The organism is Ruegeria sp. AM9 (assembly GCF_056540565.1).
The window spans coordinates 844556-858875 of sequence record NZ_JBQFWY010000001.1; the positions used below are offsets into that span (position 1 = coordinate 844556).

A 14320-nucleotide genomic window follows, 5' to 3' on the forward strand; every position below is an offset into this window, starting at 1 on the left:
CAGAGCAGAACCAACCAAGCAATATACTATAGCGGTAACAGAATTATCCACAAATCTATATTTTTCAAATGCTTACACCAAGTGCGACGGTTTGGACCCCCTAGGTCAGTTGAAAAATGTTACGAATATGCAGGTTTTTGCGATTCCTGTGACTTTTTTCCCGCGTTTTTTCCGACCGCATGGCGGCTCAGCGGTCACGCGGGCTTCAACAAACCGTCCAACGCTTTGATGGGGCGCCGCTCGGTATCTTTGGTGACGCTGCCGCTGGGGGGGCGGATATGTTTGGTCACCTCAACCATCAGAACACCACCGGCCATGACCGTAGGCAAGCGTTGTCCGGTTTTCTCGATCAGACTTCCCGATTTCAGCCAGAAGCGCCGAAAGGACGGCGGCATGTAGAGGGCGGAACAGTGACTTTCCGGGATGAAATGATGCCCCTTTAGCTGACTTTCCAGCTGCGACGCCGAATACGGCCGCCCGAACCCGAACGGCGTCCGGTCCGTTCGCGACCACAACCCGGCCCGGTTCGGCACCACGAACAAGGCCCGCCCACCCGGCCCCAGAACACGCCAGCATTCATCCAGCAGTTCACTGGGGCGGCTTGAGGTCTCAAGCCCGTGCATGACCACCAGCTTGTCCACATGGCCGGTTTCAACGGGCCACGAGGTTTCCTCGGTCAGAACCGACACGTTGGGCATACCCGCGGGCCACGGCATCACCCCCTGTGGCCCCGGCATCAGGCCGATCACACGGCGTGCATCGGCCAGATAGGGGCGCAGCAAGGGCACCGCAAAACCAAAGCCCACCACAGTCTGTCCCTTGGCTTCGGGCCATATCTCGGTCAGCCGGCCCCGAATAGCCGCCTGCGCCGCCCGGCCCAATGTGCTGCGGTAGTAGAAGTTCCTCAGATCCTGCACATCAAGATGCATTGCGGACACCCGGTCAATCGGCTTAGCTGAGCGCAGTCTAGCAACGAAAGGGCAAAAGGCCATGCCTCTTGAGATCGTAACCATCCCATGTCTCCGCGATAACTACGCTTTTCTGGCCCATGACGCCGTCAGTGGCCAGACCGCCCTTGTTGATGCGCCCGAATCCACCCCGATTTTGACCGAACTGGAAGCACGTGGCTGGAACCTCACCCATGTGCTGCTGACCCATCATCACTGGGACCATGTCGACGGTCTGCCGGGCATTCTTGAAAAGCACCCCGCCAAGGTCATTGGAGCTGCTGCCGACGCCCATCGCCTGCCCCCGCTGGATCAGCAGGTCGCGGACGGGGATACGTTCGAGGTTGGCGGCGAACCGGTTCAGGTGCTGGACGTCTCCGGCCACACGGTCGGGCATGTTGCTTATTACATGCCGCAAAGCTCTGTTGTGTTCACCGCCGACAGCCTGATGGCGCTTGGGTGTGGCCGCCTGTTTGAAGGCACCGCGCCGCAAATGTGGGCGTCCCTCAGCAAACTGGCCGCCCTGCCGGACGATACAATCGTTTGCTCGGGGCACGAATATACACAATCCAACGCCAAATTTGCGGTGACCGTCGATCCCGACAACGCCGCACTGCAGCAACGCATGATCGATATCGACCGCGCCCGCGCCGAGGGGCGGCCCACGGTGCCGTCGACACTGGCGCTGGAACAGGCCACAAACCCGTTTCTGCGCGCCGCCGATCCTGCGATTCAAGCGCATCTGGGGATGGAAAATGCTGACCCTGCGGCAGTTTTCGCCGAAATCCGGGCTAGAAAAGACCGCTTCTAGTGCCTATTTCGCTCTCTTCACGGCCACGGTCACGTTAAATGTGACTGTCAAGAGCAAGAAAACCCTTGAAGCCGGGCCACGATCAACCAAACTCTAATAGTATGAGGACATGGTTGGATTGGGGCCATAGCCGCCCCCCTTCGACCCAAGACAGAGGAGCACCCGCGTGCCTTCATTCTCGAGCACATTAGAACAAGCCATTCACGCGGCCCTGGCGGCTGCGAATGAGCGGCGACATGAATTCGCAACGCTGGAGCATCTGCTGTTGGCGCTGCTGGAGGAACCTGATGCCATCCGCGTCATGAAGGCCTGCAGCGTCGATCTGGAAGAATTGCGCAGCACTCTGGTTGAATTCATTGACGAAGACCTGTCCAATCTGGTCACCGATATCGACGGATCTGAGGCCGTACCGACCGCTGCCTTCCAGCGTGTAATCCAACGCGCCGCGATCCATGTCCAAAGCTCGGGCCGGACCGAAGTGACCGGCGCCAATGTCCTGGTTGCGATCTTTGCCGAACGCGAAAGCAACGCGGCCTATTTCCTGCAGGAACAGGACATGACCCGCTATGACGCTGTGAACTTCATCGCACATGGTGTGGCCAAGGATCCGGCCTATGGCGAAAACCGCTCGGTATCCGGCGCGGATCAGGTCGAGGAAGAGGTTCAGGCCACCGCTGGCGAGGGCGACCAGAAAGAAAGCGCGCTTGGGAAATACTGCATTGATCTGAACGCGAAATCGCGCGCAGGCGACGTTGACCCGCTGATCGGCCGCGCCGATGAGGTTGAGCGTTGCATTCAGGTTCTCTGCCGCCGCCGCAAGAACAACCCGCTGCTGGTGGGGGATCCGGGCGTGGGCAAAACTGCTATCGCTGAAGGTTTGGCGCACAAGATCGTGGGCGGCGAAGCACCTGATGTGCTGTCTAATACCACCATCTACTCGCTGGACATGGGCGCATTGCTGGCGGGCACCCGCTATCGTGGAGATTTCGAGGAACGGCTCAAGGCGGTCGTAACCGAATTGGAAGATCACCCCGACGCAGTTCTGTTCATCGACGAGATACACACCGTGATCGGCGCCGGTGCCACATCAGGTGGGGCGATGGATGCGTCCAACCTGCTGAAACCTGCCCTGCAGGGTGGCAAGCTGCGCACCATGGGCTCGACCACGTACAAAGAATTCCGTCAGCACTTTGAAAAGGACCGCGCGCTGAGCCGCCGGTTCCAGAAGATCGACGTGAACGAACCTTCGGTCGAGGACAGCGTGAAGATCCTGCGCGGTCTGAAGCCCTATTTCGAAGAGCATCACGAGATCAAGTACACTGCGGACGCGATCAAGACCGCCGTGGAACTCTCGGCGCGCTATATCAACGACCGCAAACTGCCGGACAAGGCCATCGACGTAATTGATGAGGCCGGAGCCGCGCAGCATCTGGTCGCGGAAAGCAAGCGCCGTAAAACCATCGGTGTGAAAGAGATTGAGGCGGTCGTCGCCAAGATCGCCCGCATCCCACCGAAGAACGTCACCAAGGACGATGCAGAGGTTCTGAAAGACCTCGAAGCTTCGCTGAAACGGGTGGTGTTCGGTCAGGATGACGCCATCGTGGCGCTGTCCAGCGCGATCAAGCTGGCCCGTGCCGGTCTGCGGGAGCCTGAAAAGCCCATCGGCAACTACCTGTTCGCGGGTCCGACCGGTGTGGGGAAAACCGAGGTGGCGAAACAGCTGGCCGATACGCTGGGTGTCGAACTGCTGCGCTTCGATATGTCCGAGTACATGGAGAAACATGCGGTCAGCCGTCTGATCGGCGCGCCACCGGGTTATGTCGGATTCGACCAGGGCGGTCTGCTGACTGACGGCGTTGACCAGCACCCGCACTGCGTGCTGCTGCTGGATGAGATCGAAAAGGCACATCCGGACGTGTTCAACATCCTGTTGCAGGTGATGGACCACGGTGAACTGACCGATCACAACGGCCGCACGGTGAACTTCCGCAATGTGGTTCTGATCATGACCTCGAATGCGGGCGCGCAGGAACAGGCCAAGGCCGCCATCGGCTTTGCCCGCGACCGTCGCGAGGGCGAGGATACCGCCGCGATCGAGCGCATGTTCACGCCCGAGTTCCGCAACCGTCTGGACGCCGTGATTTCCTTCGCGCCGCTGCCGAAAGAGGTCATCCTGCAAGTGGTCGAGAAATTCGTGCTGCAGCTGGAAGCACAGCTGCTGGACCGCAACGTGACCATCGACCTGACGCACAAAGCCGCCGAATGGCTGGCCGACAAGGGCTATGACGACAAGATGGGTGCCCGCCCGCTGGGCCGCGTCATTCAGGAGCACATCAAGAAACCCCTGGCCGAGGAGCTGCTGTTCGGCAAGCTGGCCAAGGGCGGTGTGGTTCGCGTCTCGGTCAGGAAAGGTGAGCTGAACCTGGAAATCTTCGGCCCCGATCAGCCGCGTATTCCGGGCGACAAGCCGCCGTTGTTGACTGCGGATTGACCCCGGTCCCACAACAAATCCATACGCCCGCCGACCTATGTTGGCGGGCTTTTTTTGTGACGGATACCCGTCTGCGGGAGGAGAGCCGGAATGCGTAAAATCGGGGCGTTGATCTTTCCGGGGTTCGAGTTGCTGGATGTATTTGGCCCGATGCAGATGTTCGGCCTGCTTACCGATGACTTCTCATTGGAGCTTGTGGCCGAAACCGCAGGCCCGGTCACAAGCAATCAAGGGCTGAAAGCCTTTGCCGAAAAATCGCTTGGGGATGGTGGTCGCTATGACGTCCTGTTTGTACCCGGCGGTGCGGGAACGCGCCGCGAGGTTGGAAACGCACGCCTGCTGGACTGGATCACGCACTGTTCGAACTCCGCAGAGTTCACCCTCAGCGTCTGCACCGGCAGCGCCCTGCTTGCCAAGGCGGGCCTGCTGGACAATCGGCGCGCCACAACCAACAAGGCCGCGTTTTCGTGGGTCCGCGAACAGGGGCCGCATGTCGACTGGATTCCGCAGGCGAGATGGGTGGAAGACGGGCCATTTCTGACCTCGTCCGGCGTGTCCGCCGGCATGGACATGGCGCTTGGCGCAATCGCCCTGATGCACGGAAAGGACGTGGCCGAAAAAATCGCTAAATGGTGCGAATACACGTGGCACGAAGACAAGACCAACGACCCGTTTGCCCGCATTCATGGGTTGGTCTGAACGCCCGGAAGTTAGCGCTCGGTCAGCTTCAGCTCGATCCGACGGTTCTGCGCGCGGGCTTCGGGTGTGTCGGCCGGGTCGACGGGCTGAAACTCGCCAAAGCCGTTGGCGGCCAGCCGGTTCGGCGGAATGCCCAGGGCGTCGACCATGTAGCGCACCACCGACAAGGCCCGCGCCTGGCTCAGTTCCCAATTGTCGCGATAGCGCCCCGTCCCAGCCAGAGGCACGTTGTCCGTGTGGCCGTCGACGCGGATCACCCAGTTCAGACCTTCGGGAATTTCCGCCGCCACGCTGCGCAGGATTGTGGCCACTTTGGCGACCTCTTGCTGACCGACCGGGGACAAGATGGCCGACCCGGTGTCGAACAGCACCTCGGAGGAAAACACGAAACGGTCCCCTTCGATCCGCACGCCCTCTTCATCGCCCAGTACGTCGCGCAGGCGGCCGAAGAATTCCGACCGATAGCGTTGCAGGTCCTCGGCCTGCGCGGCAAGGTCCTGCGCCTCGGCCTCAAGACGGATACGTTCTGCCTCTTCCAGCAGGCGGCGGCGGCGCTCTTCCGAGGCCGCACGCGCCAGCGCGGCGTTCAGGTCCTGCCCCAGCGACTGGATGCGGATGTCAGCGGCAGCGTTGCGCTCGGCATAGTCGTCCAGCAGCGCCTGCAACCCACCCAATTGCTCGCGCAGCGCGGCCATCTGCTGGTTTAACAGCGCGGTTTCACGTTGCGCCTTTTCGGAAATCGCCTGCTCGGCTGCCAGCGTGTCGCGCGCCACGGCCAGCAGGGCCGCGCGCTCCTCGGCCAATGTCCGTTGTTCCTGCGCCTCGGCCTGAGCCTCGGTCCGCGCAGCAAGGGCGGCGTCAAGCCGGGCCCGCAGGTCTTCGTTGTTCAGATCGCCAAACTGCTGTTCCAGTTCTGCCTTAGCGGCCTGCGCCGCGGCCAGCAGGGTCAGCGTTTCCTCAGCTTCCTTGCGCTGTGCCTCCAGCGCGAGGGTCATGGCGGTCAGTTCGGCATCTGCGTTCTGCAGACGGGTCCGCAGGTTTTCGGCAGCGGCGGCCTCGGCCAATCTGGCGGCTTCTTCCGTTGTCAGCTGTTCTTCCAGCTCGGATATCCGGGTGGTCTGCGCCGCATCCGCTTGTTCCAGATCGGCCACCAGCGCCTCAAGCGCCTCGCGTTGGGCGGCGGCCAGACGGGCGGCCTCGGTCTGTTCGTCGATCTCGGCCCGGCTTTGCGCCAGAGCCAGGTTCAACGCGTCCTGTTCACTCTGCAGTTCGGCGATTTCATCCTGTGACCGCGCCTGATCCAGTAACAGGGCCGCGACCTGATCCTCAAAGTCGGTGAGTTGTATCTGCGCCTGCACCAATTCGGTCTCGACCTGGTTCAGGGTCGAGCTCAACACCCCCAACCGTGCCTGCAACCGGCTGTTTTCCCGTTCTTCCAGACCCAGCGCCCCGGCCAGGGCCGCGACCTCGTCCGACAGGGCTGTCAATTCATCCTCTTGTCCGGAAATGGTTTCTCGCAGCACGAATTGCACCACCATGAAGATGGTCAGCACAAAGGTCAGCACCATCAAAAGCCCGGTGATCGCATCCACGAATCCGGGCCAGACCGAGCCCTGAAAACGCTGACCTGTGCGGCGGGACAGGGCCATGGGCTACTCGCCTTCCGGAGCAGTACGCACGGCGCCTCGGGGCAGTGTCAGGGCTTTGACCAGCAGTTCGATATCCTTGCGCAGCTCGCTCATGCTCTCTTGCCGGCCAGCCGAGATTTCTTCGAGAATGCGCAGCAACTGCACGTCCATTGACCGCAGGCGCATCCGGCTTTCGGCATCGATCCCATCGCCGGTGCCCTGCTCGCGCATGTGATCCAGAAGCGCGTCCTGACCCAGGGCCACACGTTCCAGGGCCGCCGTCACGTTGTCGTTGTTCGATTGCCGCGCGTTCATTTCGCCAATCGAGTCCGCCAGTTGGCCCAATTTGGTCGATACAGCCGCGCCATCCGCCCCTTGCGCGGAAAACAGATCCTGCAGCGCGTTCATCTGTTCGGACATGGCATCCAGCACAGGGGTCAGCACGGCCAGTTCGGCGTTGCCTTCGTCCCCGGCGGCAAAGCCGACGCGAGTGATCGAGGACAACCATTCCTCAAGCTCGCGGTAGAACCGGTTCTGCCCGTGACCCGCGAACAGTTCCAACAGGCCGACGATCAACGACCCCGCCAAGCCCAGCAGAGAGGACCCGAAGGCCACGCCCATGCCCTGCAGCTGCGATTCCAGCCCGACCATCAGGCGGTTGAACACGGCCAGCCCCTCTTCGCCCTGTTGCGGGTTGAGGCTGCGGATGGTGTCGACGATGGCCGGAACGGTGGTGGCCAGACCGAAGAACGTACCCAAAAGGCCAAGGTAAATCAGGACGTTGGTGATATAGCGGGTAATCTCGCGCTCTTCCTCGATCCGCTCGGCCACCGAATCCAGAATGGACCGGGTTGAGGTTGAACTGATCTGCGACCGCGCGCCCCGTTCGCGCAACAGCGACGCCAGCGGCGCCAGCAATTGCGGTGTGCGGGCGTCCTCACCAACAACACCGCCGACAAACGCCTCGATCCAGCGGACCGACCCAATCAGCTGTGTCACCTGATAGAAACAGGCGAACACACCGATGATGAAGACGAGTATGATGAAACCGTTCAGGTAGGGGTTGGCATAAAAGACCGGCAAAACGTAGGGCAGCGCCATGAAGACCCCAAGCCCCGCCAAGGCGATCGCGACCAGCATCGTAACGATCTGACGAATGGGTTGCGAGAAATGCGGTCTCGCGCCCTGCTGTGCCTGCGCCATGCGCGTGGTTCCCGGTTTTTTGCCTGCTCTGAGTTGAATCTAACGAAAATACACCGGTGACGCCAAGGGTTTATGCTGTGATGGTCCGCACCCGTTGCGCCAACCACTCAAGATCGGGATCGCGCAGGTCGATCTCGGCCAGATGTTCGGCTGTGTTATACAGGTATTCGGTGTTCGGCCCGCGCCCGCCGACCGCATGGGCGATGATCTGCGCCTGTTCCTCCAGCGGCATCCCCCCGCAATACTGCACATGGTCGGCGTCGATCACATATGTCACCGCTGTCACCACTTCGCCACTATCCAGATGCACATCCAGCATCTTCTCGACATAGGCCGATGAAATCAGCTCGCGTTCGCGCAATTCGTGCAGTGTGCGATCTTCGTGGCCGGCCTCGACCGCCAGCGCCAGGCCTTTGCAATGGGCATCGGCCTGCTCGTCCAGCGCCAGCACGAGGCCGGGATGATCCTCGGTGCCGCGATGGTGGATCGAGCTCATGCAGAAGGACCGGGCATAGCCGTTCAGCGTGGCGCGTTCGCTGCGGGCCACCGGAAAGCCCGGATTCCACAGCAGTGATCCATATCCGAAAACCCACATCGTCATAGCACTGGTCCTTGCCCGTTTGCGCCTATAAACATCAATTCCGAGGCGGGAAAAAGGGCCATCTGTCATGCGCGGTCTGATGCGGTTTATCATTTTCATCTTTGTCGCGTGGAGCGCCTATTGGTTCATCGCCGGTTTCGGGCTGCGCAATGCCATCACCACTTGGTTCGACAAACAGCAAGAAAGGGGCTGGCAGGCCGAGTTTGCAGATGTTGAGACCGCCGGATACCCGTTCCACCACTTGACCCGCCTGAACAGCCCGGCACTGGCCGATCCGGTCAACGGCACCGCATGGAGTGCCGACTGGATCGAGTTCCAGAGCCCCGCGATTTGGCCCGGCCGACAGGTGCTGCGGTTTGCCGACACGCCACAGCGGCTGTCCTACTACGATCAGACGGCCACAATCGAAGCCAGCGACCTTCAGGCCGAACTGCAATTGCAGCCCGGCGTCGCGCTGGTGTTGGAAAAGATGGCGCTGACCGCTGGTCCGTGGTTGATCACCGACGATGCCGAGGCGCTGGCCGGTGGTGATACTCTGGCCCTGGTGATGGAGCAGACGCCGACCCCCGAGGCCTATGTAATTGGTGCCCGGATTGATGGCTTCACCCCCGGCGACGACCTGCGCGAATTGATGCGCTCGGCCACGACCCTTCCGCAGGCGTTCGAGGCGCTGGAACTGGATATGATTGCCACCTTCGACAAGGCCTGGGATCGCTCGGCGCTGGAGGAAAGCAGGCCGCAGCCGGTGAAGATTGACCTGCGTCTGGCCGAGATGAAATGGGGCGCGCTGCGTCTGTTCGCAACCGGAGAGCTGGAGGTCGATCGACAGGGCATCCCCACCGGAGAGATTGCCGTAAAGGCCGAGAACTGGCGCGACATGATCGCCATGGCCAACGCGGCTGGCGCCCTGCCCGATCAGGCGGTTGATCCGGTGACCCGCGCGCTGAACTTCATGGCCGGGCTGGGCGGCAACCCCAACGCCTTGGACCTGCAACTGAATTTCCGCGATGGTTTCGTGGCGCTTGGCCCCCTGCCCCTTGGACCGGCGCCACGTCTGATCCTGCGCTAACGGCAGTACGGCCCCCGGCGGTGGCGCGCCGTGTCCAGATGGAAATGATCCCGGTGATACCGGTCCGAGTTTGGCCCCAACACAGTGCCAAACGGCCCACACGCCCCGCGCCAAACCTTGGTCAGCTGCCGCTTTGACGGGTTCTTGCGCCAGCCTTTGAGCACGGTCACAACCTCTCCGTCTGCCATCTTGAAACCCGAGATATCGATCGCCCGGCCCTTGCCGTGTTCCGAGATACGCGCACCTTTGCGATTGTTACGCGTCCTGCAGGCGTAATGCGCGGCGACCTGAAGCTCGACCACCGGACCGCGCCGCTTGAAGGTGGGCTTGACCGACTTGTCGACCCATTGGTTCAGCGCAATGGCCGTGCCGCAATCCATTGTCGACGGGCGGCTGAGCGCCACGCCCGAGACCGAGGTGACCTGAACGGCATCCTGGATGCCGCACGCTGTGATCCTGCCGGGGACGTTGCCGACCGGTTTGCCCTGAATGTCGATATCCCCGCACACCGAGGTTCTGCGCAGCTTGCGTTTCTTGAACAGCACCTCAAGCTCCAGCGCTTTTGGCCGCAAGAGCGGTCGGATGGGCACGCTTTGCTCCAACACAGACACATCCGCCGGGGCTGTCGCTGCGGCCAGAACGATTTGCGGTTCGGGCCGCAATTTGGGGCGAATCTCAACGGGGGCCGGGCTTGCAAAGGCCAGCACCCCTGCCTCAGAAGGGCGCGTGACGGGAACCAGTGACTGTTCCGGAGGCGCCGCGTAGGACCATGTGGCGCTGACCGCCACGCATCCAACCATCAGAAACCTCCAGCCGCGTCTCATGGGTTCGCTTTGCCTCGTCCAAAGTCCGGCGCGTCCGTGTCCTGCCCCGCGTCGATGATCCCGCGCCGGATCGCACGTGTGCGGGTGAAATAATCGAACAGTTGCTCGCCATCGCCGGTACGGATGGCGCGCTGCAGGGCGAACAGCTCTTCGGTAAAGCGTCCGAGGATTTCCAGCGTTGCATCCTTGTTGGTCAGGAACACATCGCGCCACATGGTCGGGTCCGAGGCCGCAATCCGCGTGAAATCCCGGAAACCGGCGGCGGAATACTTGATCACCTCGCTATCGGTCACCCGGCGCAAGTCATCGGCGACACCCACCATCGTATAGGCAATAAGGTGCGGCGCGTGAGACGTTACAGCCAGCACCAGATCGTGGTGATCCGCATCCATCTCATCCACATTCGCTCCCATGCCTTCCCACAGCGCCCGCAGACGGGCGATGGCGTCGGGGTCCGAGCCTTCGACCGGCACCAGCAGGCACCAGCGATTGTCATAAAGCTCGGCGAAACCGGATTCGGGGCCGGAATGCTCGGTCCCGGCCAGCGGGTGGGCGGGGACGAAATGCACGCCTTCGGGGATATGCGGGGACACAGCCTGAATCACGTGCCGTTTGACCGAGCCCACATCCGTCACCGTCGCACCCGGTTTCAGAACCGGGGCGATATCTGCGGCCACAGCCTCCATCGCGCCGACGGGGACGCACAGAACCACGAGGTCCGCGCCCTCAACCGCTTCGCGCGCGGTATCGCACACACGGTCGCACAGACCGATGCGGCGCGCCGTTTCGCGTGTCGCATCGGACCGGGCATAGCCAGTGACCTCACCGGCAAGACCTGCGCGCTTGATGGCCCAGAACATGGACGATGCGATCAGGCCCAACCCGATCAGCGCGACGCGGTCGTAAACCTGGCTCATGCCGCACCTCCTTTGAACGCGGTGATGGCCGCAACAACACGGCGGCAGGCTTCCTGGTCACCAACGGTGATCCGCAGGGCGTTGGGCAGGTTGTAGCCCGCTACGCGGCGCACGATCAGACCTTGGGTCTTGAGGTAATCGTCACAGGCCTCAGCCTCGGCCTGATCGGCAAACCGGACGAGGATGAAGTTGGTGCAAGACGCATCCGACGGAACTCCGATCTTGGCCAGCTCCTCGGACAGCCACACCCGCAGGCGCACATTTTCTGCCTGACAGAAAGACAGGAACTCTACATCCTTCACCGCAGCTTCGGCCGCCGCCAGTGCGGTCAGCGACAGGTTGAACGGCTGACGCACACGGTTCAGCACATCGATGATCGACTGCGCGGCATATCCCCAGCCAACACGCATGCCGCCCAGACCGTAAACCTTGGAAAAGGTCCGGGTCATGATCACGTTCTCGAACCGGTCGACCAGAGACGCACCACCGTCGAACCCATGGACGAATTCGGCATAGGCGCCGTCGATCACCATAAGACAAGTCAGCGGCAGCGCCTCGGCCAATCGCACCAGTTCAGCCTCGGGGATCATGGTCGAGGTCGGGTTACCCGGGTTGGTCACAAAGACGATCCGCGTTTGGTCCGTGACCGCCGCAAGGATGTTGTCCACGTCCACATGCCGGTCCCGCTCGGGCACCATCACAGGCGTCGCACCGGCCATGCGGGCAATGATCGGGTACATGGAAAACCCATGCTCGGTATAGATGACCTCATCCCCCGGTCCGGCATAGGCTTGCGCCACGAATTGCAGCACCTCGTCACTGCCCACGCCACAGATGATCCGCGCCGGGTCCAGCCCGTGCCGCTCAGCAATTGCCGCACGCAGGGGGGCGTGGTCGGTGCTGGGATAGCGATGCAGGGTCGCGGCACTGTCGCGCACCGCCTCAATCGCCCTGGGGCTGGGGCCAAACGGGTTTTCGTTCGAACTCAGCTTGATCACATGCTCGACCCCGGCCACATGCGACTGGCCGCCCTGATAGAGCGCGATGTCCATAATGCCGGGTTGAGGGGTGATCTTGTTCATAAGAGGCTCCGTTAATTGGAGCCCCTCATACCTGTCTCAACGCGTTGAGAAAAGCGGCAATTCCGTCACGCCGCTTTGAAGCGGGCGGTTGCCGGGTCAGCGCTGTAATAGGGCACAAATTCCTCGGTCCGGCGGGACAGGTCGTTGACGCTGTCGATGATGAACTGAACCGTCTCTTCGCTCATCAGATACGAGAAATTCAGGCGCACCCAGCCCGGTTTCTTCATCTCTTCCCCGGCCGACAATGCCGCGTGCAACTCATCCGAAGTTGCCCGGTCGATCCCCAGCAAACGGTGCGCATACGGCCCGGCACAGGCACAACCGCCCCGCGCCTGAATCCCATAGATATCGCTGAGCATCCGGGTGAACAGCTGCTGATGAACAGGCTGCCCCGAGTTGTCGTGCACCAGAAAAGAATAGATCGGCAGCCGATGCGGGTTGTCCGTGCCCAGCAAGGTCAGGTTCGGGTTGTCGCCCCACCCGTCCAACGCCATGCGGTTGTATTGCGCCTCGCGGCGGGCAATCTCATCGGTGCCGACCACATCCTTGACGATGAAGGCCAGCGCCGCGCGGATATCACCGATCACGTTGGGTGTTCCGGCCTCTTCGCGCGCGGCCAAATCCTCACTGTAGTCGTGCCGCCAAGGCGAGACGAAGCTGACCGTGCCGCCACCGGGCCAACTGGGACATGTGCGTTTCACAGCGCTTTGGTTGACGATCAGCACGCCCGACGCACCCGGTCCGCCCGGAAACTTGTGCGGAGAGACAACGATGGCATCCTTGCGCGCATCCTCAGGCCCCATGTCCATCGGCAAATACGGCCCGCCGCCCGCGTAATCCCAAACCGACACCGCCCCATGCGCCTTGAGCAACCGGGTGATCGGGTCCGGGTCGGTGATGATTCCGGTGACATTCGATGCGGCCGAGAACGAGCCGATGATCAGATCGGAACCGGCATTATCGACCAAGGCTTGTGCAAGCGCCGCCAGATCAACGCCGCCCCCTGCAGCCTCGGGGATCTCAATCACCTGCGCCTTGCTTTCGCGCCAAGGTAGAATGTTCGAATGATGCTCGTACGGCCCGATCAGAACGACCGGCCGGTCAGCCGCGTCCACACCCAACAAGCTGACCAGCCGGTTCAGACCCGCAGTGGCGCCGGACCCGGTGAAGATCACCGCGTCTTCGCCCCTCGCACCAACAATGCGGGCAATTTCTGCGCGTGCTTCACGGCGCAGACGGGTCATATAGGACCCGCAATAGGAGGCCTCGGTATGGCTGTTGGCATAGAAAGGCAGCACCTGTTCGGCGACAAAATCCTCAACCTGCCGCAGCGCACGGCCCGAAGCGACGTAATCCGCGTATACCAGCGGCACGTCCCCATGCAGACCCGGGATCAGAACGTTTTCTCCGATCAGCCCGTCGCGCAAGCTTGAATTGCGAGTGGTGGACTGGATGTCTGCGCGAAATTTGGACAGGGTCATGGCATAGGCTCCGTATTGCCCTTCCAATGTGATTGAATAGAAGCGAGGAAACTTCACCTTTCTTTTGATGGTTTTCTCATTTTTTGTGTCATATGATCAGTTATGCCAGAAAAAATAGATCAGATTGACAAACGCATACTGCGAGAGCTGCAAACCGACGCCACGCTGTCCCAACGTGAATTGGCGGATCGGGTCGGGTTGTCACAGAACGCCTGTTGGCGTCGCCTGAAGGCGCTGAATGAAAATGGGGTCATCACCGGCTCAACCGCCCGGATCGCACGCGAGAAACTGGGGCTGAGCCTTGTGGTCTTCGTCATGCTCCGCACGCGGCACCATTCGGCCGAATGGCTGCAGGCCTTTCGCAGCCACGTCCTGACCATTCCCGAAGTGGTGGATTTCCACCGCATCGGCGGCGACTATGACTATCAGCTGAAAGTCGTGACCGAGGATATGGCCTCGTATGACAAGGTCTATCAACGCCTGATCGAAAAGGTCGAACTGGACAGCGTGACCTCATATTTCGCGATGGAAGCGATCGCCGAGGGGCGACCGCTGCCGATCTGAGTG

At 61.5% G+C, this 14320-nt stretch carries 13 protein-coding genes; 5 read left to right on the forward strand and 8 right to left on the reverse strand.

The window, feature by feature from the left end; translation table 11 throughout:
* Positions 1–194: 194 nt before the first annotated feature.
* Positions 195–929 carry a methyltransferase domain-containing protein gene (locus tag ACR0DO_RS04310; RefSeq protein ID WP_170440752.1) on the reverse strand — a complete coding sequence of 245 codons (735 nt, stop codon included), beginning with the start codon at positions 927–929 and terminating at the stop codon, positions 195–197.
* 61 nt (positions 930–990) lie between these two features.
* Between ACR0DO_RS04310 and gloB the strand changes: the two genes are divergently transcribed.
* The 3 genes from gloB to ACR0DO_RS04325 all read left to right on the forward strand — a co-directional run bounded on the left by gloB (position 991) and on the right by ACR0DO_RS04325 (position 4948).
* Positions 991–1758 carry a hydroxyacylglutathione hydrolase gene (gene gloB, locus ACR0DO_RS04315; protein ID WP_480556870.1) on the forward strand — a complete coding sequence of 256 codons (768 nt, stop codon included), beginning with the start codon at positions 991–993 and terminating at the stop codon, positions 1756–1758.
* 166 nt (positions 1759–1924) lie between these two features.
* Positions 1925–4249 (forward strand): ATP-dependent Clp protease ATP-binding subunit ClpA, encoded by a 2325-nt coding sequence (gene clpA, locus ACR0DO_RS04320; protein WP_170440748.1) that lies wholly within the window; start codon positions 1925–1927, stop codon positions 4247–4249.
* A gap of 90 nt (positions 4250–4339) precedes the next feature.
* Positions 4340–4948, forward strand: a complete 609-nt coding sequence (locus tag ACR0DO_RS04325) for a DJ-1/PfpI family protein (protein WP_480556871.1) — start codon at positions 4340–4342, stop codon at positions 4946–4948.
* 11 nt (positions 4949–4959) lie between these two features.
* Here the strand turns inward: ACR0DO_RS04325 and ACR0DO_RS04330 are convergent, their stop codons facing one another.
* The 3 genes from ACR0DO_RS04330 to ACR0DO_RS04340 form a co-directional block, all read right to left on the reverse strand.
* Positions 4960–6597 (reverse strand): peptidoglycan -binding protein, encoded by a 1638-nt coding sequence (locus ACR0DO_RS04330; RefSeq protein ID WP_480556872.1) that lies wholly within the window; start codon positions 6595–6597, stop codon positions 4960–4962.
* A gap of 3 nt (positions 6598–6600) precedes the next feature.
* Positions 6601–7779, reverse strand: coding sequence for a biopolymer transporter ExbB (locus ACR0DO_RS04335; RefSeq protein ID WP_480556873.1), 1179 nt, complete (start codon positions 7777–7779; stop codon positions 6601–6603).
* Between the two features lie 70 nt (positions 7780–7849).
* Positions 7850–8380, reverse strand: coding sequence for a gamma-glutamylcyclotransferase (locus tag ACR0DO_RS04340; RefSeq protein WP_480556874.1), 531 nt, complete (start codon positions 8378–8380; stop codon positions 7850–7852).
* 67 nt (positions 8381–8447) lie between these two features.
* Here ACR0DO_RS04340 and ACR0DO_RS04345 point away from each other — a divergent pair, with 67 nt between their 5' ends.
* Complete coding sequence (locus ACR0DO_RS04345; RefSeq protein WP_480556875.1) at positions 8448–9449, forward strand: DUF2125 domain-containing protein; 1002 nt, start codon at positions 8448–8450, stop codon at positions 9447–9449.
* Here the strand turns inward: ACR0DO_RS04345 and ACR0DO_RS04350 are convergent.
* From ACR0DO_RS04350 to ACR0DO_RS04365, 4 genes are all read right to left on the reverse strand, one after another.
* The gene (locus ACR0DO_RS04350) at positions 9446–10249 is read right to left on the reverse strand and encodes an extensin-like domain-containing protein (RefSeq protein ID WP_480556876.1); all 804 of its coding nucleotides are present in this window, start codon (positions 10247–10249) and stop codon (positions 9446–9448) included. The two genes, ACR0DO_RS04345 and ACR0DO_RS04350, sit on opposite strands and share 4 nt — an antisense overlap.
* A gap of 20 nt (positions 10250–10269) precedes the next feature.
* Entirely contained in the window at positions 10270–11190 is a 921-nt protein-coding gene (locus tag ACR0DO_RS04355) for a prephenate/arogenate dehydrogenase family protein (RefSeq protein WP_480556877.1), read from the reverse strand.
* Positions 11187–12272: a histidinol-phosphate transaminase gene (hisC, locus tag ACR0DO_RS04360; protein ID WP_480556878.1), complete on the reverse strand. Its 1086-nt coding sequence runs from the start codon at positions 12270–12272 to the stop codon at positions 11187–11189. Before hisC ends, ACR0DO_RS04355 begins: the two co-directional genes overlap by 4 nt.
* 65 nt (positions 12273–12337) lie before the next feature.
* Complete coding sequence (locus ACR0DO_RS04365; protein ID WP_480556879.1) at positions 12338–13753, reverse strand: aminotransferase class V-fold PLP-dependent enzyme; 1416 nt, start codon at positions 13751–13753, stop codon at positions 12338–12340.
* Positions 13754–13855: 102 nt separating this feature from the next.
* On the opposite strand from ACR0DO_RS04365, the gene ACR0DO_RS04370 reads away from it, so the two are divergent.
* Positions 13856–14317 (forward strand): Lrp/AsnC family transcriptional regulator, encoded by a 462-nt coding sequence (locus tag ACR0DO_RS04370; protein ID WP_480556880.1) that lies wholly within the window; start codon positions 13856–13858, stop codon positions 14315–14317.
* Positions 14318–14320: the final 3 nt, after the last annotated feature.